This window comes from Pseudokineococcus sp. 5B2Z-1, from assembly GCF_037482305.1.
GTDB lineage: Bacteria > Actinomycetota > Actinomycetes > Actinomycetales > Quadrisphaeraceae > Pseudokineococcus.
In genome coordinates, this window is sequence record NZ_JBBHZG010000002.1 from 34,471 (window position 1) to 55,974 (window position 21,504).

The window sequence follows — 21,504 nt, forward strand, 5'->3', positions numbered from 1 at the left end:
CGGTCCGTCGGCAGAGCTAGTCCACAGGTCCCGGCCTCAGCCCGCTCGCCAGGGTGTCCGTGCGTAGCGTCGCGAGCTCGCAGACGGCGACGAGCGTCGACGAGGAGGAACCATGTGCGAGCTGTGCCCGATCGACCTCTCGGACATCGCCGAGGAGCACCGCCAGGAGGTGGATGCCGACGGCTTCTCGATCGTCCACACCACCGGCGGTACGAGCGGCTACCCGCTCACCTACACCGTCGGCCTGAGCCGCCAGGACGGCCAACGCGACCTCCTGGTCTCCGGGGCGCCGGTCGCCCTCTCCTACCTGCTGGTGGACCGCCTCGCACGCAGGGTCCTCGCGGGTGAGCACTTCGACGCTGGCGACCAGCTCGACGACCTCGGACGCGTCCTGATGCGCTTCGAGCCGGTCGGCCACCCGGAGTGCGCCGTGCTCCTCCAGGCGATGTACGCCGAGGACGGTCCACCGCTCCCTCTCCTCCAGGTGGTCTGGCAGGACGACCACGGCCGTTGGCCGTGGGAGGAGCTCGACGCGGGCGTCGACCTCGTGCAGACGTGATGGCACCTCCCGACGGGCGGTGAGGGATCCAGCGGGCGAGCACGGCCTGCCAGAGGCGAGCCTTCCCATGGAGGGAGAAGTGGAGAGGTAGGTGTGCAGCCCGCTTGACATTCGCCCGTCGAAGTTAAAGTGACTAGGGAGTAGGCTTGAAGTTGTGGACGTCGCGCGCTTCAGGGCGAGCCCGCTCGGGCACGTCGTCCGTCTCGCCGGCGTCGACGGGCGCACGCGCCGTCCGTACGAGCACTGGGCCTACGTCGCTGACCCGCTCGCAGCCGAGCCGCCGCTCGGGGGTGCTGCATGGCGCGCCGTCGCGCGCGCCGGACACGCTCTGGGCCGCCTCGAGCAAGCGGGGCGGCAGATGCCGGAGCCAGCCTTGCTCAGGCGGCCGACCCTCCGTCGCGAGGCCCAGAGCACGTCCGCGCTCGAAGGGACCTTCGCGCCGCTCGAGGACGTGCTCGAAGCGGAGTCGGGGACCGGTGAGACGTCGGCGGAGCTCGCCGAGGTGCTCAACTACGTGGACGCGGCCGAGCAGGCCTTCGCATGGGTGGGTGAGGGGCGCCCCCTCACGGTCGGGCTCGTCTGCCAGCTGCACCGGACGCTCGTGCGAGGAACCGCGGCGGACACGGACGACGCTGGGAGGGTCCGCCGCGTGCCGGTCGCCATCGGGGGGCGTGACGCAGGCCTGGAGGCTTCGCGCTTCGTGCCGATGCCCCCGGGAGCGGCGCTGGAGGCCTCGGTGCACGACCTGGTCCGGTGGATGGAACTGCCGGACCTCGACCGGGACCCCGTCGTCGCCGCCGCCATGGGGCACTACCAGTTCGAGACCCTTCACCCCTTCAACGACGGCAACGGCCGCCTCGGTCGGCTGCTCGTCGTCCTGCACCTGATGCGCGCCCGTGTCATCCACGAGCCGCTGCTGAGCGTGTCACCGTGGTTCGAGGCGCGCCGGCGCGACTACCAGGAGCACCTCGCCGAGGTCAGTGCGACCGGTGACTGGGACGCATGGGTGCACTTCTTCGCCACTGGCCTGGAGGCGTCTGCGCTCGACACGGCTCGGAGGGTGCACGACCTCCTGGACGTGGAGCAGGACTACCTGCGCCGCGTGTCCGACGCCGGCCTCAGCGGTCTCGCGGAGACCATCGCCCGCGGTCTCGTCGCCGCCCCCTTCGTCCGTGTCGCTCGGCTCAGCGAGGCCACGGGTCGGACCTACCAGGCCACCAACACCGCCGTCGCTCGTCTCGTCGAGCTCGGCGTCCTTCGTGAGTCACCGGGTCAGGGGCGTGGCCGCCGCTTCGTCGCGGACGCCGTCGTGGAGGTGCTGACGGGGCGCTGAGACCGGGCGCGCGGCGTCGACGTCGGCGCCTCCCTGGACCGGCAGCTCCGACGAAGGCACGGGGCTACTGGCCCGCGACCGCCGTCCTCAGCACGTGCAGCCGCAGCGCGGCGTGCACGTCGAGGCTCCGCGGCGGCACGTCCCAGCCCTCGCCGAGCAGCTCGGTCAGGCGCTCGGCGCGCTGGCGCACCGTGTTGACGTGCACGAAGAGCCGCGCCGCGGCGGCGGTCCGCGAGCCCTCCTCGAGGACGGCGGTCGCCGTCTCGACGAGGCAGGTGCCGTGGGCGGCGTCGTAGGCGAGCGCGGGCCCGAGCTGCTGCTCGACGAGCGCGTCGACGACCTGCTCGTCGTGGCCGCCGAGCAGCAGCCCGGCCAGGCCGAGGCGCGCGCGGTCGGCGTGGCCGCGGCGCCACCCGAGGACCTGCGCGGCGCGGGCGGCCTGCGCGGCTTCGGCGTGCGCGCGCTGCAGCGGCCCGGCGCCGCGCCCGGCGGCTGCGGCGCTGCCCACGAGGGCCGGGACGCCGGACGTCGCCAGCGCCTCCACCGCCCGGTCGGCGAGGGCGCCGTCGGAGGCGCGCCCGCCCGTCGGGCACAGCAGGCAGACGTGGCCCGCGTGCACCGACACGAGGCCGCCGCGCGCGACGAGCGGTCGCAGCGCCGCGACGCCGCGCTGGCGCTCGGCCGCCGGGACGAGCACGACGAGCGACGTCGCCGGCGCGCGCAGGTCCACGCCGTGGCTCAGCGCCCGGGCCTCGGCGACCTCGCGGCGGGCGGCGCGGTCGCCGTCGGGCCCGTCGTCGAGGTGGTCGCCGAGGAGGTCATCGAGCAGCGTGGACGCGGAGCGGTCCGCGGCCTCGGCCAGCTCGTGCTCGACCTGCAGCGCCAGGCCCACGGCCAGCGCACCGCGCGCCAGCACCGGGCCGACGCGCTCGCCGGTGGCCGGGGTGACGAGGCGGCCCCGGTCCCGCTCGACGAGGCACGCGCCACCGGTCAGGTCACCGGTGTCCGGGAGCGCCGCCGACGCCGCCCGCACCTCGCCCTGAGCGTCGAGCAGGGCCACCGGGGCGCCCAGCTCGGCCGCCAGCTCGGCGAGGACGGCGCGGCAGCCCCCGCCGGTCTCGACGGCGGCCAGCAGCCGGGCGTCCAGGGCCAGCAGGGCGGCGGCGTCCGCGGCCTCGCGGGCGCGGCGGCCCGCCTCGTGCCGGGTGCCGTCGGCCAGGGCGCGCAGCTCGGCGATCTCCGCGGCGCGGCGCGTCTGCTCCAGCGCGACAGCGGCTTGCAGCGCGAGGAGTCGCAAAGCCGCCAGACCCTCCGGAGGCATCACGACCGGCGTGCGGTGGGCGACGAGCAGCGCGCCCACGAGGTGGCCGTCGACCCGCAGCGGCTCACCGCTAATGGCGCGCACCCCCTCGCCGGCGACGACGTCGTCGATGTGGGTGAGGTGGTTGAGGTCACGGTCGGCGAGGTAGTCGTCGGTGTGCACCGACGTGCCGCCCGCGGCCACCGCGCCGAGGATCCCGGTCCCCAGCGGCATGCGGATCTCGGCGTAGGCGCGCGTGCGCACGCCGTCGGTGACGTGGATCCACGTCTCGCCCGCCGCGAGGTCGTTGAGCGACAGGTAGGCCATGTCGGCGCCGAGCAGGGCGCGCGTCCGGCGCACGAGCGCCTGGAGGATGACGCCGCGGTCGCGCACGCTGGCGAGGTCGGTGGCCGCGTCGTGGACGGCGCGCAGCAGGGCCTCGGGCGTCGGCGCGGCGAAGCTGCCCACGTCCGCGACGCTCGACCGGGTGCCGCCCACGTCGGTGCCGCTCACCGCCGTGCTGCCGTCGTCGGGCACGCCCTCACCTCCGTCGGCGGGGTGTGGGCGGGCCACACCCGGGGGGCCGCAGTGTGGCAGCGACGCCCATGGCCGTCACCGTCCCGGCCGACCCAGTCTGGGCGCGCGCCGCGACGGGGCGGCGCACCCCGCGAGGAGGCGGGTGACGACGCGAGACGAGGGTCCGACATGACCGGCAACGCCCCGCAGATGAAGCTCCACGTGCTCTCCACCGGGGTGATGGAGACCGACCTGACCTGGCTGCTGCTCAAGGGCGGCCGCACGATCCGCGACCGCCACCACAAGGACGACCCCGTCGTCTGGGGCGACTGCCCGACCCACGCCGTCCTCATCGAGCACCCCGAGGGCCGGGTGCTGTGGGACACGGGCGTGCCGCGCGACTGGCAGGAGCGGTGGGCGCCGACGGGCTTCCACGACTTCTTCCCGGTCCGCGAGGCGATCGACGGCCCCGGCTACCTCGACTCCTCGCTCGCCGAGCTGGAGCTGGCGCCCGAGGACATCGACATCCTCGTGCTGAGCCACCTGCACTTCGACCACGCGGCCAACGCGCGGGACTTCGCGAACGGCAAGACGCGGATCGTCGTCAACGACAAGGAGCTCGAGGGCGCCTCGAAGATCGACGGGTACAGCGCCGGCGCGCACATCGTCAGCGACTACCAGGGGCTGGACTTCGAGACCGTCAGCGGCGACGTCGAGATCCTGCCGGGCGTCTCCGTCATCGAGACCCCCGGCCACACCTGGGGGACCATGTCGCTCAAGGTCGACCTGCCGGAGGAGGGCACCAAGCTCTTCACCTCCGACGCCGTGTACCTCAGCGACTCCTGGGGGCCGCCGGCCGTCGGCGCCGCCATCGTCTGGGACAACCTGCGCTGGCTCGAGAGCGTCGAGAAGCTCCGCGGCATCGCCGAGCAGACCGGCGCCGAGGTCATCTTCGGCCACGACGCCGAGCAGGCGAGGAGCCTCCGGTACGCGCCCGAGGGGGTGTACCGCTGATGGTGCTCCACGACTTCCTCTGCGGCGCCGGGCACCGCTTCGAGGCCGGCCTGCCGTCGATGACGTCGCCGGACCCAGCCTGCCCGGCCTGCGGGTCCGCGTCGCGCCGCCGGCCGAGCCGCCTCAACGTCGGCGGCCGCGCGTCCACCGGGGTGGCGCGCGAGCAGATGCCGCGAAGCTGGGAGGGCGTCCGGCGCGGGGACCGCGAGACCGTGGCGCACTGGCGGAAGGTGGCCGTGGCGCGGGAGCGCCTGGAGGAGAAGCACCCCGAGCTGGCGGGCGACCGGCGGCCCGTCCTCGCCCACGAGGGCGTCTTCGCGAGCCGCCCGCTGCGCGCCGGCGACGACCCCCAGGCCGTCATCGCCGAGGTGCGCGCCGCCGAGGCGGCGGCACCGACGGCGGGACCGGCACGGGCGACGGCGCCCGGACGGGCGGCGTCGTGAGGATCCGCGGCGCCGTGCTCGAGCGCATCGGCGACGAGCGCCCCTACCGCGACTCGCGGCCGATCTCCGTCGTCGAGCTCGAGCTCGACGAGCCCGGGCCCACCGAGGTGCTCGTGCGGATCGAGGCGGCGGGCGTGTGCCACTCCGACCTCTCCGTCGTCGACGGCAACCGCGTGCGCCCCGTCCCGATGCTCCTCGGCCACGAGGCGGCGGGACGGGTGGAGCGTGTCGGCGCCGAGGTGGACGACCTCGCCGTCGGGCAGCGCGTCGTCATGGCGTTCCTACCCCGCTGCGGCGAGTGCGCCGGCTGCCGCACCGACGGACGGCTGCCCTGCACGCGGGGCTCGGCGTCCAACAACGCCGGTGAGCTGCTGGCCGGCGGGCGGCGGCTGCGCGCGACGGCAGCGCTCGGCGAGGGGGACGACGCCGTCGGGGAGGGCGACGCCGTCCACCACCACCTCGGCGTCTCCGGCTTCGCGACGCACGCCGTCGTCGACCGCCGCTCCGTGGTGCCCGTCGACGACGACGTCCCGCCCGAGGTCGCCGCCGTGCTCGGGTGCGCGGTGCTCACCGGCGGCGGAGCCGTGCTCAACGCCGGGCGCCCCGGCGACGGCGACACCGTCGTCGTCGTGGGGCTCGGCGGGGTCGGGATGGCGGCGCTCCTCACCGCCGTCTCGCTCGGCCGCGGCCCGGTGGTCGGCGTGGACGCCGTGCCGGAGAAGCTGTCCCGGGCGCTCGAGCTGGGTGCGGCGCAGGCGCTCTCCCCGGCCGAGGCCCTCGAGGCCGGGCTCAAGGCGCCCGTCGTCGTCGAGGCCGCCGGCAACGCGCGCGCCTTCGAGACCGCGGTCGCGCTCACGGGGGTCGGTGGCACGACCGTGACGGTGGGACTGCCGGCGCCGACCGCCGAGGCGACGATCAAGCCCCTCGGCATCACCGCCGAGGCCCGCACCATCGTCGGCAGCTACCTCGGGTCGGCCGTGCCGGCTCGCGACATCCCGGCCTACGCGCAGATGTGGCGCGAGGGGCGGCTGCCCGTCGAGGCGCTCATCTCCTCGCGGACGCGCCTCGAGGACGTCAACGCCGCCATGGACTCCCTCGCCGACGGCGCGGCGATCCGCCAGGTCATCGTCTTCGACCAGCCGGACGACGGCGGGACCGACGACGGGGCCGGCACCGAGGCCGGGGGTGCGGCGTGACCGCGGGCACGGCGTCGGCGCGCTCGGTGCCGCCGGAGCAGGCCGCCCGCGAGGCCGAGCTGCTCGCCGGCGTCCCCACCGACCTCCTCGTCGGCGGCCGGTGGGTGCCGGCCTCCTCGGGCGAGCGGTTCGCCGTCGAGGACCCGTCTACGGGCGTCGTCCTCAGCACCGTCGCCGACGCGAGCGTCGAGGACGGCGCGGCGGCGCTCGACGCTGCGGTCGCCGCCCAGGCGGCGTGGGGGAGGACGGCGCCCCGCGAGCGGGCCGAGGTGCTGCGCAGGGCCTTCGACGCCGTCGTCGCCCGCACCGAGGACCTCGCGCTGCTCATGACGCTCGAGATGGGCAAGTCGCTCGCCGAGTCGCGCGGCGAGGTGACCTACGGCGCCGAGTTCCTCCGCTGGGCGTCGGAGCAGGCGGCGCACGTGGCCGGGCGGTACCTGCCCGCGCCGGACGGCAAGCAGCGGATCCTCGTGGTGCGGAAGCCCGTCGGCCCGTGCCTGCTCATCACGCCGTGGAACTTCCCGCTGGCCATGGCCACCCGCAAGATCGGCCCGGCGCTCGCCGCCGGCTGCACCGTGGTGCTCAAGCCCGCGGCGGAGACCCCGCTGACGTCCCTGCTCTTCGCGAAGGTGCTGCAGGACGCGGGCGTGCCCGACGGCGTCGTCAACGTCGTGCCGTGCACGCGGGCCGGCGAGGTCACCGGGCCGCTGATCGCCGATCCGCGGCTGCGCAAGCTCTCCTTCACCGGCTCCACCGCGGTGGGCAAGCAGCTGCTGAAGCAGGCGGCGGACGGCGTGCTGCGGACCTCGATGGAGCTCGGCGGCAACGCGCCGTTCCTCGTCTTCGAGGACGCCGACCTCGACGCCGCCGTCGAGGGGGCGATGCTCGCCAAGCTGCGCAACGGCGGCGAGGCCTGCACCTCGGCCAACCGCTTCTACGTGCACGCGGCGGCGGCGGAGGACTTCTCGCGGCGGCTGGCCGAGCGGGTCGGCGCCGTGCAGGTCTCGCGCGGGACGGAGGACGGCGCGCAGGTGGGGCCGCTCATCGACGAGAAGGGGCGGTCGAAGGTCGCCGACCTCGTCGACGACGCCGTCTCCCGCGGCGCGCGCGTCCTCACCGGGGGCTCGCGCGTCGAGGGGCCCGGCTACTTCTACGCACCGACGGTGCTGGCCGACGTGCCCCTCGGGTCGCGCCTGCTGGCCGAGGAGATCTTCGGCCCGGTGGCGCCCGTCGTGACCTTCCAGACCGAGGACGAGGCCGTCGCGCTCGCCAACGACACCGAGCACGGGCTCGTGGCGTACGCCTACACCGGCTCGACGGCCCGCTCGCTGCGGCTCGTGGAGCGGCTGGACACCGGGATGCTCGGCCTCAACACCGGCGTCATCTCCAACCCCGCGGCGCCGTTCGGCGGCGTCAAGCAGTCGGGGCTGGGCCGCGAGGGCGGGGAGGAGGGCATCGGCGAGTACCTCGAGACGCTGTACGCGGGCATCGCCGACCCCTGGGGCTGAGCCGGGCGGCGCTCTGACCGACCACGGCTCGGGCGCCTCACCCTTCCGGCACCGCCCACGTGGCCACGTCGGTCCACGCCGGCGACAGGACGACGACGGTGCTGCCCCGCACCAGCTCGGGCGGCAGGGAGAAGGCGATGACGACCCGCCCCCGCGGCAGGCCGCTGGGGTCGAGCTCGACGGGCCTGTCGACCTCGTAGCCGAGGTAGCCCCCGGAGGACAGAGGCCCGTAGGGGTCGCCGGCGGGGGTGACGAGGGCGACGCCGCCGCTGTCCACGAGAGGCGCCCAGCCGCCGCCGTCGACGGGGGCCTCGAGCTCGACGAGCGCGACGTCCTCGAGCCCCGCGACCTCGTCGGCGAGCCCGCTCAGCCCGGCGAGCCGGGCGTCGACCTCGGCGGGCTCGGTCAGCACGGCGGCGACGGTGACCTGTTGGCCGTCGAGCGTCGTCCGGTGCCCGAGCGGGAGGGCGTCGGCGTGGAAGCCGGCGAGGACGTCGTCGGGGATCCGCTCGGCGGTGGGCGTGGCGCCCGCCGTCGTCGTCGGGGCGTCGACGGCGGGGAGCCCGAGGGGGAACAGCAGCGCCGCGACGGACAGCAGACCTGCCGTGGCGGTGCAGGCGCCGCTCGCCGCGGCCAGGAGGACCACGTCGAGCGCCCGGGAGCGGACGAGCGCGACGACGGACGTCGCCAGCGCGACCGTGCCGAGGAGACCTGCGAGCGGCGCCGGGAGGAGGGCGAAGGGGACGAGCGCTCCGAGCGCCGCGACGAGGACGGCGACCAGGCCTGCGACCAGGGCGGCGACGGCCCAGCCGCGGCCGCGACCCGACCGGCGAGGTGGTGCCTCGGACGGAGCGGGAACGCCTCGGAGGGCCGGACCGGGCGGTCCCTGAGGTGGGGCGACGACGTCCATGCGGCCTCCCTGCGTCGGTGGCGCCTCGCGACGCCCGTCCTCCGACGCTAGGAGCGCCCGCCCCGCCCCGCTGAGGTCGTCCACAGGCGAGCCGGCAGGGACGCACGGCTCAGCCGTCCGTGATGCTCCTGGTCAGCTCGGCCATGTGCGCCGCCCGCTCCTCGCGCGTCGACGGTCGTCCGACGACGCCGGGACGCTCCTGCCACGGCAGCGGGCCCGAGGCGCGGCGGTGCTCGACGCCGACGGCGTCGAGCCGCTCGAGCTGCGCGTCCAGGCGCCGCTGGAAGTCCTCGAGGTCGCGCTCGTCGTCGGCCCACAGCACCTCGGCGACGGCGCACAGACGCGGGAACACGAGGTAGTCGACGGTCCGCGGGGAGTCGGCGTGCTCGGTCCAGACGTTTGCCTGGCCGCCGAGCACGTGGCGCGCCTCCTCGGGCGTCAGCTCGGGCGGCACGGGCTCGAAGCGGGTGTAGACGTCCTCGACGGTCAGCGGCGTCGCCACGGGGATCGGCTCGTTCGGCAGCTCGGACTGGCGGTAGTCGAGGTAGACGAGCTCGTCGGGGCAGGCGACGACGTCGTGCCCGCGGCGCGCCGCGGTCACGGCGCCGGCCATGCCGCGCCAGGACGCGACGACCGCCGTCGGCGCCAGCTCGCCCTCGAGGACCTCGTCCCACCCGAAGGACCGGCGCCCGCGCGCGGTGAGGTGGTCGTCGAGGCGGCGCATGAACCACGCCTGCAGGTCGGCCTCGCGCTCCAGGCCCAGCTCGCGCATGCGCTGCTGGGCGCGCGGGTCGGCGCGCCACTGGTCGCGCGGGCACTCGTCGCCGCCGATGCCGATGACCGTCGAGGGGAAGAGGTCCATCACCTCGTCGAGCACGTCGGTGAAGAACTCGACGGTCGACTCCTCCATGTTGAGGACGTCCACCTCGATGCCCCAGCGGGTGGAGACGTCGCGCTGCTCGCCCGTGACCCCGAGCTCCGGGTACGCGGCCAGGGCTGCCCGCACGTGCCCCGGCGTCTCGATCTCGGGGACGACGGTGATGCCCCGCGCCGCCGCGTAGGCGACGACCTCGCGGACGTCGTCCTGCGTGTAGAAGCCGCCGTGCGGGCGCCCGTCGGACGGGGAGTCCTCCGCCGCGCCGACCTGGGACTCCGAGCGCCAGGCTCCGACCTCGGTGAGCCGCGGGTACTTCGTGATCTCGAGGCGCCAGCCCTGGTCCTCGGTGAGGTGCCAGTGCAGCGTGTTGAGGCGGTGCATCGCCATGAGGTCGATGAAACGCAGCACGTCGTGCTTGGGCGTGAAGTGCCGGGCCACATCGAGCATCACCCCGCGCCAGGCGAAGCGGGGGGCGTCGCGCACCTCGACGGCGGGCAGCGCCCACCGTCGCCCCGCGACCGGCGCGCGCCGGTGGACGGCCGGGGGCAGGAGCTGGAGCAGCGCCTGGCAGCCGTAGAAGACGCCGGCGCGGTCACCGCCCCGCACGACCGCGCCGTCCGGTCCCGTGCTGAGCGTGAAGGTCTCCGGGCCGAGGTCGGCGTGGAGCGCGAGACGGATGGCGGCGTCGTCACCGCCCTCGCGCAGCGGCAGGCCGGTCGCCGGGCGCAGGGCGCCCTGGAGCCAGGCGAGGACGTCGGCCAGCTCGTCGGGCGCGCTGACGCGGGTGCCGGCGTCGAGCAGGAGCTCGCCCTCACCGACGACGAGGTGCTGCGGGCGGGGGAGGAGCGCGGGGGTCGGCACGGGCACGAGCCTCCCGTGCGTCTCCTCAGGCCGCCTGCGCGGCGTGCCCCGCCGGGTCCTCGACGCCGTGCTCGGCGAGCACCCGCGTGGCGTGCGCCTTGCGCAACCGCAGCCGGGAGTAGGCCGCCACGAAGTAGACGACCGTGCCGACGGCCGCGACCCACCAGAAGGCGGTGCGGTTGGCCTCGTAGGTGTCGACGTCCGGGCTCGCGAAGAGGACGACGAGACCCATGACGACGATGACCGCGAGGTCGACGAGCCAGACGACGAGCAGCGCGCGGGTCAGGGGGCGGCGGTCGGTCGTGTCGACGTCGGTCGGGGCGGCCTCGGCCTGCTCGGCGTGGAGCGCCTCGACCTCCTCGGCGAGGACCCGGTCCTCCTCCTCGCCCTCGGGGTAGCGCTGCGCCGCGCCCATCGCCCGGGCGAAGAGCACGTAGAGCACCATGCTGAGCAGGAACGCCGGCACGAAGGCGAAGTAGACGGGCATGACGCCGGTCGCCACGGCCGCCGCCGCCAGCCCGAGCGTGATGCCCCAGGCGAGCAGCGCGGGCGCGTTGGTGACGCCCTTGTAGCGCGCCCAGTAGCGCGTCATGCCGAAGCGGCGCAGCAGGTAGTGCTCGGCGAAGAGGATGCCGCCGACCGGGACGATCGTGATGCCCGCGTACGTCACGAGGTTGAGGTATCCCCGGTAGACGAACGGGAAGACGCTCGCGACGAGGACGACGACGCCGATGATGAGCGTCATCTTCTTGCGGCTGAAGCGCGGGAAGACGCCCTGGCCGGCGAGGCCGGCGCGGTAGAGGTTGGCGTTCGCCGTCGTCCAGCCGCCCACGACGACGACAGCGAGACCGGCGTAGCCGAGCGCCTGGAAGGCCACCTGGCCGGGCTCGATGACGGTGATGCTCGTCTGGACGATGGCCGCGGCCGCGGCGCCCATGAAGCCCGCGGCGACCCACGCCATGTAGTGGCCGAGGAACATGCCGGTGGCCGACGTGTAGCCGTAGGAGCTCTTCTTCGCGTACCGCAGGAGGGACATGTCGACGAGGCCGGTGTGCGCGAAGGAGTTGGCCGCCCAGCTGTAGCCGATGATCCCCAGCAGGCTGATGCCGGCGGCGCCGTCGGGGGTCTGGCCGGTGAAGATCGAGCTCTCGCCGACCGTGATGAAGTCGCCCCAGCCCCCGAGGACGGTGGAGCCGGTGACCTCCTCGGTGACCGCCGGGATGAGCGCCATGCCCCCGGTGGCGAACATGACGACGAGCCAGGGGCCGCAGGTGCTGGCGAACTCCGCCAGGGCGTTGAAGCCGAAGGCGGCCACGAGCACCGCGACCGAGCCGAAGACGACGGCGAGCACGATGAAGCCGACGCTCGTCGGGTACGCCTGCTCCTGCGCCGGGAAGTCCAGGACGATGCGGAACGCCGTCGCCGACACGGTTATCATGGCCGCCGAGATGATGGCGAAGACGAGCGCGTTGACGCCGTTGAAGAGCTTCGTCGTCACGCCACCCGCGATACGGCTCAGGTACGTGTAGACGCTCATCCGCGTCTGCACCGCGATGGGCGTGGTGAGGAAGCGGAAGCTCAGGACGGCGAGCGCGTTGCCGACGGCCAGGCCGATGAGGACGTCGACGAAGGACGCGCCGAGGATGACGAAGGTCGCCCCGAAGACGAACTCCGTCCCCGCGATGTTCTCCGCCGAGTAGAGGCCGGCGAAGTGCCCCGGCCCGTGGAGCTCGTGCTTGCCGGCCGGCAGCTGCTCGGCGTCCATGCGCCGCACCCGCTGGCCGACCTCGCTGGTCGTCGCTGACATGTCGTCCCCCGTCGCCGTCGGTCCGGGCCGCCGCGCCGCGGCACCTGTGTGAGTCGCGCGAAAGGGATGAGTCCCCCAGCAGCGCACGGTCGTCCGGTGAGGGGGTGCTGTCAACAGGAGGTGGTCGGCCGGCGACCGGGACCGCTCGCACCGACGTCGACAGCGTGTTCTGACGACTTCCGCGTACGGCTGTGCAGAAGTGCCGTCGGTCGTTGACCGACTTCTCGGCACGTCCCTAGCGTCCGCGAGGTGCACAGCCGCACCGATCGTCACCGCAGCGCTTCGCGTCCCTCCTCGGAGTCGCTGGTGCTCGACCACCTCCGCCTCAGCGGGCGCGCCAGCCGGACCGCGCTGAGCGCGGCTACCGGGCTGTCCAGGGCGACGATCTCCGCGGTCGTCGCGGACCTGCTCGAGCGCGGCGCAGCCGTCGTCGTGCCCACGCCCGACGGCGACGAGCCGCGCGTCGGCCGGACGCCGGAGAGCCTCGCCCTCGACCCCTCGTCCGGGCTGCTGCTCGGTGTCGACCTCGGGCACACGCGTGTGCGCGCCGTCGTCGTCGACGCGGCGCACGACGTCGTGGCGTCCGGCGCCCGTGACTACCCGGCCGGCAGCCCGTGGGGCGACCGTCTACGGGTCGCGGTGCCCCTCGCGGACGAGCTGCTCGCGAGCTCCGGCCGCCCCGCGGCGCTGCGGGGCGTGGGTGTGGGCGTCACGGGCAGCACCCCGGCGGCTGCCCGCCTCGGCGAGGAGGTGCGCCAGGCCCTCGCCGACCGGTACGGCGTCCCGGGGCGGGCCGGCAACAACGCGCGCCTGGCGGGGCTCGCCGAGGTGGTCTGGGGTGCGGCGCGCGGTGCGTGCGACGCCCTCTACGTCCGGCTGTCCGCGGGCGTCGGCGGCGCCGTCGTCCTCGACGGGCGTGTGCGCTCCGGTCCCACCGGTTCGGCCGGTGAGCTCGGCCACGTCTGCCTGGATCCCGAGGGCCCGGTCTGCCGGTGCGGAGGGCGCGGCTGCCTGGAGGCGCTCGTGGGACTGCCCGTGGTCCTCGCGGAGGCCGGCTGCGCGGACGTCGGGGCGCTCCGCCGCGCCCTCGACAGCGGTGACCCGACGGCTCGGGAGGCGCTGCGCCGCGCCGCGACCCGCACCGCCGTGGCGCTCGCCGGCGCGGTGACGGTCATGGACGTGCCCCTCGTCGTCGTCGGGGGCGAGGTCGCCGACGTGGGGGAGCACCTCCTCGGCCCCCTGCGCAAGGAGCTCGCCCGGCACGTGCTCGCCTCCAGCGTCGAGGCCGTCTCCGTCCGCCCGGCCGAGCTCGGCGAAGTGGGCGGTGCGCTCGGCGGAGTGGCGCTCCTCCTGCACGACCCCACGGTCGAGCTGCTGGCCCCTCCAGCCGGCGAGGGCCGCTCGGCCGGCGCGGCGGCACGTGCCGACGAAGCGCCCCGCGCGGCCCTCCCCGTCCCCACCACCTCCCGGAGCTGACCCCGTGCGACGCGACGTCCTGCTCTTCCTCACCGACCAGCACCGCAAGGACACCCTCGGCGCCTACGGCGGTCCCGGCGCGCGGACGCCCAACCTCGACGCGCTGGCCGCGGAGGGCACGACCTTCGACCGCTTCTACACGCCCACCGCCATCTGCACCCCGGCGCGGGCGAGCCTGCTGACGGGCGCGGCGCCCTTCCGCCACCAGCTGCTGGCCAACCACGAGCGCAACGTCGGGTACCGGGAGGACCTCGCCGACGACCAGTACACCTTCGCCGAGGACCTCCGGGACGCCGGCTACCACCTCGGCCTCGTCGGCAAGTGGCACACGGGGACCCGCCGCACCGCCGCCGACTTCGGGTTCGACGGGCCGGACCTCGAGGGCTGGCACAACCCCGTCGACAACCCCGAGTACACGACCTGGCTGGAGGAGAACGACCTCCCGCCCTACGCCATCACCGACGAGGTGCGCGGCACCTTCCCCAACGGGGCGCCCGGCAACCTGCTCGCGGCACGGCTGCAGCAGCCCGTCGAGGCGACCTTCGAGCGCTTCCTGTCCGAGCGCGCCATCGGGCTCCTGCGCCGCTACGCCGCTGACCGCCACGAGCACGGGCAGCCCTTCTACCTCGCCACCCACTTCTTCGGGCCCCACCTGCCCTACATCCTCCCGGCGGAGTACTACGACCTGCACGACCCGGACGACGTCGTCCTCCCCGCGTCGACCGCGGAGACCTTCGCCGACAAGCCACCGGTGCAGGCGGCGTACTCGGCGCACTGGACGTTCGACACCCTCGGCGAGGAGGTCTCCCGGCAGCTGGTGGCGGCCTACCGCGGGTACGTCACGCTCGTCGACCACGAGATCGGTCGCGTCCTCGACGCCGCACGCGAGCTCGGCGTGCTCGAGGACGCCGTCGTCGCCTTCTCGGCCGACCACGGCGAGTTCACCGGGGCCCACCGCCTCCATGACAAGGGTCCGGCGATGTACGAGGACATCTACTGCATCCCGGGCCTCCTCAAGGTCCCCGGCGCTCCCGCGGGCCTGCGGAGCAGCCGCTTCGCCTCGTTGACGGACCTGACCGCGACCGTCCTCGACGTCGCCGGCCTGGACCCCTCGCGCGCCGTCGACGGGCGCTCGCTCCGCCCCCTCGTCGAGGGCGCGGACGGATCGCGCCTTGACCCGCCGTGGCGCGAGGACTACGTGGCCGAGTTCCACGGGCACCACTTCCCCTACCCGCAGCGGATGCTCGTCACGGAGCGCTACAAGCTCGTCGTCAACCCCGAGTCCGTCAACGAGCTGTACGACCTGCAGGCCGACCCCGACGAGCTGCACAACCGCTACCGGCACCCCGAGATGGCGTCCGTCCGGGACGACCTGCTCCGCCGGCTGTACGAGCAGCTGCGCGAGCGGGGTGACAAGTTCTTCCACTGGATGTCCTCGATGTACCCGGTGGGGGACAAGGACTTCGACACCTCCCTCAGCGCCTTCGAGGGCGGGACCCAGCGCACGGCCCAGCAGTCCGGGGCCCCGGCGTGAGCCCCCTGTCGCGGCGGGGCTTCCTCGGCCTGGCGGGCACCGCGGCCGGGACCGCGGCCCTGGCGTCCTGCGGCGCGTCGATCGACTCCGCGGGCGTGCGCCCACCTGCGCTGGCGACGTCCGGTGCCTACGACGGGCCGCCGGTGCAGCTGGACTTCTGGAACCCCTTCACCGGTGGGGACGGGCCGACGATGGCGCGGCTGGTCGAGCGCTTCAACGAGGCCCACCCCTCGGTGGACGTGCGCATGACGTCGCTCCTGGCGAACGACATGTACGCGAAGGTGCTGCCGGCGGTAGCCGCGCAGGAGGGGCCGCAGGTCGCGATCATGCACCTCGACCAGCTGCCGACCTACGCGCTGCGAGGGACCATCGTCCCGCTCGACGAGGCCGTCGACGCCGCGGGGCTGAGCGCTGACGACTACGTCCCCGGCGCTTTCGAGCAGGCGGTCTACCGCGGTCAGCGCTGGGGCCTCCCCCTGGACGTATTCTGCATGGCCCACTACTGGAGCCGGCCGGCCCTCGAGGCCGCCGGCGTCGAGGGGCCCGTGGACGGCGCCCGCTTCCGTGAGACCACCACGGCCCTGCAGGACTCCGGGGTCGAGCACCCGCTGTGGGTGACGCCCGCGAGCTGGCAGCTCTTCGTGAGCCTGCTCGCCCAGTTCGGCGGCTCGCTCTTCGACGAGGAGGGGACGCGCGCGACCTTCGGTTCCGACGCCGGCGTCGAGGCGCTCGCCTGGATGCGGGGGCTCGTCGAGGACGGGGTGAGCCCGCAAGGGGCGGTCGACGCCCGCGCGCCCTTCAAGAACGGCTCGGCGTCCCTGCTCCTGGACCTGCCCGCCGCGATCCCGGACCTCCAGACGACGGCGCCGGGCCTGGAGTGGGGCGTGGCCCCGCTCATGACGGTGGGCGACCGGCCGGCCACCTTCGCCAACTCCCACCACTTCGTGCTGACCGACCAGTCGCAGGCGGACGACCGGACGGCGCACGCCGCGCTGACCTTCGTCAGCTGGATGTCGCGGAACTCCGACCTGTGGGCCGAGGGGGGCCTCACGCCGGCGTCCGCCGCGGCACGGGACGCGGCGTCCTTCCAGGACTCGCGGCAGGCGGTGCTCGCGCAGGACGACGTGCTCGAGACCTACACCTACCTGCCGCTGGTCCCGAGCTCGCGGGACATCGCCACGGACACCTACCAGCGAGCCGTCAGCCAGGTGGTGCTCGGCCAGGCCGCTCCCGCCGCCGCCGCCGAGTTCGCCCAGCGGACAGCCCAGAGCCAGCTGGACGACCTCAACCGCCTCTACGGCCTCTGACCCACCCAGCCCCCGCCCACAGCCCGCTCTGAGAGGAGCACCCGTGACGACGACGTCCGTCGGGGCCCCACCACCGAGCGTCGAGGCCAGCAGCGCCGAGGTCGCACGCGACCCCGCGCGCCGGCACGGCCGGCGCCTCACGCCCTACCTCTTCCTCGTCCCCTTCTTCCTCGTCTTCACGACGTTCGTGCTCGTGCCCATCGCCGTCGGCGCCTGGGCGAGCCTGCACCGCTGGAGCCTCGGACTGCCGGGGCGGCCTTTCGTCGGGCTCGAGAACTACGGTCGGCTCCTCGACGGCAGCGAGGTCGTCTCCGTCGAGTTCTGGAGCGGCATGCGGGCCACGGGGCTCTTCACCCTCCTCAGCGTGCCGCTGCTCGTCGTCGTCCCGTTCGCCGTGGCGATGCTGCTCAACCAGAAGTTCCGGGGGAGGACCTTCTTCCGGGCCGTGTACTTCGCGCCCTACGTGCTGGGCGTGGCCGTCATCGGTCTGCTGTGGCGGTACCTGCTCGACGCCCAGCTCGGCCCGGTCAACCAGCTCCTCGCCGCGGTGGGACTGCCCGGAGACACCCTCTGGACGTCGTCGCTGCCGGCCGGGTGGGTCTCGCTCGTGGGCGTGACCGTCTGGTGGACGCTCGGCTTCAACGCCGTCATCTTCCTCGCGGCGCTGCAGGACGTGCCGGCGGAGCTGCACGAGGCGGCCAAGGTCGACGGCGCCGGCGCCTGGCGCCGCTTCGGCGCGGTGACGCTCCCGTCCATGCGCCGGGTGCTCCAGTTCGTGGTCACCATCACGATCATCGCGTCGGCCAACATGTACGGGCAGGCGGCTCTCGTCACCCAGGAGCAGCCGGGGACGGCGACCCGGACGGCCATCGGCTTCATCGCCCAGACGGGCATCGAGGGGTTCGACATCGGCAGCGCGTCGGCGATGAGCATGGTCCTCGCGGTGCTGCTCATGGTGGTGAGCGGCCTCGTCCTCGCCGCCTTCAGCCGCGTCGGGGGGAGCGACCGATGACCGCGACGACCTCGGGGGGGCGGCCGGAGGCCTCGCCCCGCCCGGCCTCCCGCCTCGGTCGGGTACGGCCCGACCGGCTCCTGCTGTGGGCGGCGCTCGTGGTGCTGAGCCTCGTCTTCGCGCTGCCGCTGCTCGTCATGCTGTCCACGTCCTTCAAGTCGGCGGCCGAGGCGAACAGCCTGGACTTCACGGCCCTGCCGCTGGAGCCGAGCCTGGACGCCTACCGCTCGGTCCTCACCGACGTCCCGGTGCTGCGCTGGTTCATCAACAGCACGCTGGTGGCGCTGCTGCACGCGGCCCTCGTCGTCGTGCTCGCGACCACGTCGGCGTACGCCTTCGCGCGCATGGAGTTCCGGGGCAAGCGCCTGCTCTTCGCCCTCGTGCTGGCCACGATGTTCGTGCCCGCCGTCATCCTCCTCATCCCGAACTTCCTCGTGGTCAACGAGCTCGGCTGGCTCAACAGCTACGCGTCGCTCGTCGTGCCGGGCGCCGCGACGGGCTTCGGCGTCTTCTTCCTCCGCCAGTTCTTCCTCGGCGTCCCCGTCTCGATCGAGGAGCAGGCGCGCCTCGACGGGTGCGACCAGTGGCAGGTGTTCCGGCGCGTCGTCGTCCCGCTGGCCGGGCCGGCGATCGCGACGCTCGCCGTCCTGTCCTTCCTCACGAGCTGGAACGACTTCCTGTGGCCCGTCTTCGTCCTCTTCACCTCGGACATGCAGACGCTCCCCGCGGGGCTCGCCCAGCTCCAGAGCGACAACGTCCTGCGCTACGACCTGCTCATGGCCGGGGCCGTCATCGCCTCGGTGCCCGTACTCGCGCTCTACGTGCTCGCCCAGCGCTTCATCATCGAGGGCGTCGCGCAGGGCGGCGTCAAGGGCTGACCGCTCCGTCGGCGCGAGCCGGCACCCGACCACGACCCGGAGGACCCGTGCCCGAGCACGCCCTGATCCGTCTCACCCGCACCCCTGACGCCGTCCCCATCAGTGACGACGTCTACGGCCACTTCCTCGAGCAGGCCTTCTTCGGCAACGTCGAGGGCGGGGTCTTCGACGAGGGATCACCGCTGGCGGTGGGTGGTGGAGGGCTCCTCGCCGGCTGCCGCGCCGACGTCATCGAGGCGTGCCGTGAGCTGGGGCTGCCCGTCGTCCGCTGGCCCGGCGGCAACTACACCTCCGCGGCCTGGTGGCAGGACGGCACGGGCCCGCGCGACGACAGGCCCCGTCGCCTGGAGCTGGCGTGGGGGTCGGAGGAGTCCAACCGCTTCGGCACGCCCGAGTTCCTGGCCTGGTGCGAGGCCGTCGGCACGGTGCCGTACCTCGCCCACTCCGCGCGGAGCGTCGACGACGCGGTGCGCTGGGTCGAGTACGTCAGCTGGGCGGGTGACACGGAGATGACGCGGCGGCGAGCGGCCGACGGCCATCCCGAGCCGTACTCGGTCCCGTGGTGGGGCGTCGGCAACGAGGTCTACGGCGACTGGCAGATGGGTCACCGCCCCGTCGAGCAGTACGTCGCCGACGCGCTCGAGCACGTGAGGTTCATGCGCGCCGTCGACCCCTCCGCCCGCTTCGTCGCCGTCGGGCACGAGGACCGCGAGTGGACCCGCCGTGTCGTCGAGGGCCTGGGGGAGGACGTGGACCTCGTGTCGCTGCACCTGTACGGCGCGAGCCGGCACCTGACCGGCAGCACGCGTGCGGAGTTCGGCGCCGTCGTCGCCCAGCCGCAGTTCTTCGAGGACGCCATCCGCGACCAGGCGGAGACCATCCGCCAGGCGCAGCAGGGGCGCGACCGCCCGCTCGGCATCGCGATGGACGAGTGGAACATCCGCCACCTCGAGCCGGCGGGCTGGCCGGAGCCGCAGCCGGGGGAGGACGGCGGTGTCGCCCCCCGCGCCACCTCCGGCGCCGGGGGTGAGGGGTGGAGGGTGAACCGCTACAGCCCGCGGACCCTCGCCGACGCCCTCTTCTACGCCGGTGTCTTCCACGCCGTGCACCGCGCGTCGCAGCTGCCCGTGCCCGTGGCCATGGCGAACACCGTGAACCTCGTCAACGCCAACGGCCTGCTGGCCGTGCGCCCCGGGGGCCTGGTCCGCGCGGCGACGTACTGGGTGTGGGACCTGTACCAGAACCGCACCGGTCGGTACCCGCTCGCGGCATCGGTCGCCGGCCCCTCGTGGACGACCGACCTGCGCATGGGCGACGACCGCCGCGGTGACGGCTTCCGCACGCGGCCGGTGACCGTGGGGGCTCTCGACGTCTCCGCGACGACGGACGAGGACGGTCGGGTCCTGCACCTCGCCGTCGTCAACCGCAGCGCGGACGAGGACATCACCTCCCGCCTGCAGCTCGAGGGCGGCGGCCTGCCGGCCACGGCCGTCGCGCACGTGCTGGGGGCGGGCGGTACCGACCTCTTCGCCGCCAACTCGTTCGAGCGGCCCGACGCCGTGCGCACGGCCGCTCCGGCGGAGGTCTCGCTGCGCGACGGCGAGCACACCTTCCCGGCGCACTCGGTGACGGTGCTCGACGTCGAGGTTAGGGCGGGCTTGCGCGGCTGACGCCGCATCAAGCCGCCCTGTGCACCACGCGCCCGTCCTTGACGACGACCCGCACGCTCTCGGCGGGGCGGGCCAGCACCGTGACGTCGTCGAGCGGGTCGCCCTCGACGATTAGCAGGTCGCCGAGCGCGCCGGGCGCGAGGACGCCGATCTCCCCCTCGCGCTGCAGGAGGCGCGCCGCCGTCGTCGTCGCCGACGCGAGCACCTGCGCCGGTGTCTGCACCTGCGCGCGGATGGCGATCTCCTCGCTCTGGTGCGGGTGCATCCCGCCGAGCAGGTCGGTGCCGAGGACGACGTCGACGCCGGCGCGCGTGGCGCGGTCGAGGGCGTCGAGGCCGGCCTCGAGCACGGTGGCGACCTTGGCGACGCTCGCCGGCGGCAGGCCGTGCTCGGCGCCCTCGCTGGCGAGGTGCTGGTAGGTCACGAGCGTCGGGACGAGGAAGGCCCCGTGCTCGACGAAGAGCTCGAGGCACTCGTCGTCGACGAGGTTGCCGTGCTCGATGCCCCGGACGCCGAGGCGCAGCGCCCGCTTGACCGACCGCGCCGTGTAGGCGTGGCCCGTGACGTAGCGGTTCTGCGCCGCCGTCTCCTCGACGACGGCGCGGATCTCGTCGTCGCTGCTCTGCGTCGAGTCGATGCGGTCCGTCGGCGAGGCGACCCCGCCCGACAGCATGATCTTGATGTGGTGCGCGCCGGTGCGCAGCTGCTCGCGGGCGGCCAGGCGGAAGGCGTCAGGCCCGTCGACGACGCGTGCCAGCCCCGAGCTGCAGGAGGTGTCGAGCGGCGCGGAGCGGCCGGGGGTGCGCCCGTCCCCGTGGCCCCCGGTCTGGCTCAGCGCCTTCCCGCCGAAGAAGAGGCGCGGACCGGGCAGCAGCCCCTCCTCGACGGCGGCGGCGAGCCCGTGGTCGGCCCCGCCGACGTCGCGGACGCTCGTGAAGCCCCGCGCGAGCATGCCGGCCATGATGCGGCCGGCATGGGCGGTGACGTAGGCGGGCGACCACTCGGCCTGCGAGGACAGGTCCGCCGTCGCCGCCGTCACGTGGACGTGGGCGTCGACGAGGCCCGGCATGACCGTGCGGCCCCCGGCGTCGACGACCTCGGCGCCCTCGGGGGCGCTCACCTCGTCGCCTCCGACGGCCGTGATGCGGCCGTCCTCGACGAGGACGCGCGACGCGCCCGTGTAGGCGCCCGTCCCCGTGTCGAGCACCCGCCCCCCGCGGACGAGCAGGGCGGTGCGGGCGGTGGTGGGGCTGGTCACGTCGGGTCCTCTCGTCGCGGTCCGCCACTCGCCGAGGACGTCGCC

At 74.5% G+C, this 21,504-nt stretch carries 17 protein-coding genes; 12 read left to right on the forward strand and 5 right to left on the reverse strand.

The window, feature by feature from the left end; all coding sequences use genetic code 11:
* The first annotated feature begins 112 nt into the window (after positions 1–112).
* Both WDV85_RS04440 and WDV85_RS04445 read left to right on the forward strand, forming a co-directional pair.
* Complete coding sequence (locus WDV85_RS04440) at positions 113–559, forward strand: DUF4262 domain-containing protein (RefSeq protein ID WP_339569474.1); 447 nt, start codon at positions 113–115, stop codon at positions 557–559.
* A 154-nt stretch (positions 560–713) separates the two neighbouring features.
* Complete coding sequence (locus tag WDV85_RS04445; protein ID WP_339569475.1) at positions 714–1,892, forward strand: Fic family protein; 1,179 nt, start codon at positions 714–716, stop codon at positions 1,890–1,892.
* Between the two features lie 64 nt (positions 1,893–1,956).
* Here the strand turns inward: WDV85_RS04445 and WDV85_RS04450 are convergent, their stop codons facing one another.
* Entirely contained in the window at positions 1,957–3,729 is a 1,773-nt protein-coding gene (locus tag WDV85_RS04450) for a GAF domain-containing protein (protein ID WP_339569476.1), read from the reverse strand.
* 168 nt (positions 3,730–3,897) lie between these two features.
* Here WDV85_RS04450 and WDV85_RS04455 point away from each other — a divergent pair, with 168 nt between their 5' ends.
* The 4 genes from WDV85_RS04455 to WDV85_RS04470 are packed head-to-tail and all read left to right on the forward strand — an operon-like array spanning position 3,898 to position 7,869.
* Entirely contained in the window at positions 3,898–4,722 is an 825-nt protein-coding gene (locus WDV85_RS04455) for an N-acyl homoserine lactonase family protein (protein ID WP_339569477.1), read from the forward strand.
* Positions 4,722–5,165 carry a zinc ribbon domain-containing protein gene (locus WDV85_RS04460; protein ID WP_339569478.1) on the forward strand — a complete coding sequence of 148 codons (444 nt, stop codon included), beginning with the start codon at positions 4,722–4,724 and terminating at the stop codon, positions 5,163–5,165. The genes WDV85_RS04455 and WDV85_RS04460 overlap by 1 nt, the downstream gene beginning before the upstream one ends.
* Positions 5,162–6,361, forward strand: a complete 1,200-nt coding sequence (locus tag WDV85_RS04465) for an alcohol dehydrogenase catalytic domain-containing protein (protein ID WP_339569479.1) — start codon at positions 5,162–5,164, stop codon at positions 6,359–6,361. Before WDV85_RS04460 ends, WDV85_RS04465 begins: the two co-directional genes overlap by 4 nt.
* On the forward strand, positions 6,358–7,869 hold the full coding sequence (locus WDV85_RS04470; protein ID WP_339569480.1) for an NAD-dependent succinate-semialdehyde dehydrogenase: 1,512 nt from the start codon (positions 6,358–6,360) through the stop codon (positions 7,867–7,869). The genes WDV85_RS04465 and WDV85_RS04470 overlap by 4 nt, the downstream gene beginning before the upstream one ends.
* A 37-nt stretch (positions 7,870–7,906) precedes the next feature.
* Here the strand turns inward: WDV85_RS04470 and WDV85_RS04475 are convergent, their stop codons facing one another.
* From WDV85_RS04475 to WDV85_RS04485, 3 genes are all read right to left on the reverse strand, one after another.
* Complete coding sequence (locus tag WDV85_RS04475) at positions 7,907–8,779, reverse strand: hypothetical protein (RefSeq protein WP_339569481.1); 873 nt, start codon at positions 8,777–8,779, stop codon at positions 7,907–7,909.
* Between the two features lie 109 nt (positions 8,780–8,888).
* Positions 8,889–10,523, reverse strand: a complete 1,635-nt coding sequence (locus WDV85_RS04480; RefSeq protein ID WP_445263202.1) for a beta-N-acetylhexosaminidase — start codon at positions 10,521–10,523, stop codon at positions 8,889–8,891.
* 19 nt (positions 10,524–10,542) lie between these two features.
* Complete coding sequence (locus WDV85_RS04485) at positions 10,543–12,324, reverse strand: purine-cytosine permease family protein (protein WP_339569483.1); 1,782 nt, start codon at positions 12,322–12,324, stop codon at positions 10,543–10,545.
* A gap of 306 nt (positions 12,325–12,630) precedes the next feature.
* On the opposite strand from WDV85_RS04485, the gene WDV85_RS04490 reads away from it, so the two are divergent.
* Genes WDV85_RS04490 through WDV85_RS04515 form a run of 6 tightly spaced genes read left to right on the forward strand, consistent with a single transcriptional unit; the run spans position 12,631 to position 20,201 of the window.
* Positions 12,631–13,800 carry an ROK family protein gene (locus WDV85_RS04490; RefSeq protein WP_339569484.1) on the forward strand — a complete coding sequence of 390 codons (1,170 nt, stop codon included), beginning with the start codon at positions 12,631–12,633 and terminating at the stop codon, positions 13,798–13,800.
* 4 nt (positions 13,801–13,804) lie between these two features.
* A complete protein-coding gene (locus tag WDV85_RS04495; protein ID WP_339569485.1) occupies positions 13,805–15,334 on the forward strand; it encodes a sulfatase-like hydrolase/transferase in 1,530 nt (509 codons plus the stop codon).
* Positions 15,331–16,641 carry an extracellular solute-binding protein gene (locus WDV85_RS04500; RefSeq protein ID WP_339569486.1) on the forward strand — a complete coding sequence of 437 codons (1,311 nt, stop codon included), beginning with the start codon at positions 15,331–15,333 and terminating at the stop codon, positions 16,639–16,641. The genes WDV85_RS04495 and WDV85_RS04500 overlap by 4 nt, the downstream gene beginning before the upstream one ends.
* 43 nt (positions 16,642–16,684) lie before the next feature.
* On the forward strand, positions 16,685–17,653 hold the full coding sequence (locus WDV85_RS04505; protein WP_339569487.1) for a carbohydrate ABC transporter permease: 969 nt from the start codon (positions 16,685–16,687) through the stop codon (positions 17,651–17,653).
* Positions 17,650–18,531 carry a carbohydrate ABC transporter permease gene (locus WDV85_RS04510; protein WP_339569488.1) on the forward strand — a complete coding sequence of 294 codons (882 nt, stop codon included), beginning with the start codon at positions 17,650–17,652 and terminating at the stop codon, positions 18,529–18,531. The genes WDV85_RS04505 and WDV85_RS04510 overlap by 4 nt, the downstream gene beginning before the upstream one ends.
* Before the next feature lie 47 nt (positions 18,532–18,578).
* The gene (locus WDV85_RS04515; RefSeq protein ID WP_339569489.1) at positions 18,579–20,201 is read left to right on the forward strand and encodes an alpha-L-arabinofuranosidase C-terminal domain-containing protein; all 1,623 of its coding nucleotides are present in this window, start codon (positions 18,579–18,581) and stop codon (positions 20,199–20,201) included.
* Positions 20,202–20,208: 7 nt separating this feature from the next.
* On the opposite strand, the gene WDV85_RS04520 is transcribed toward WDV85_RS04515, so the two are convergent.
* Entirely contained in the window at positions 20,209–21,459 is a 1,251-nt protein-coding gene (locus WDV85_RS04520) for a metal-dependent hydrolase family protein (protein ID WP_339569490.1), read from the reverse strand.
* Positions 21,460–21,504 lie beyond the last annotated feature (45 nt).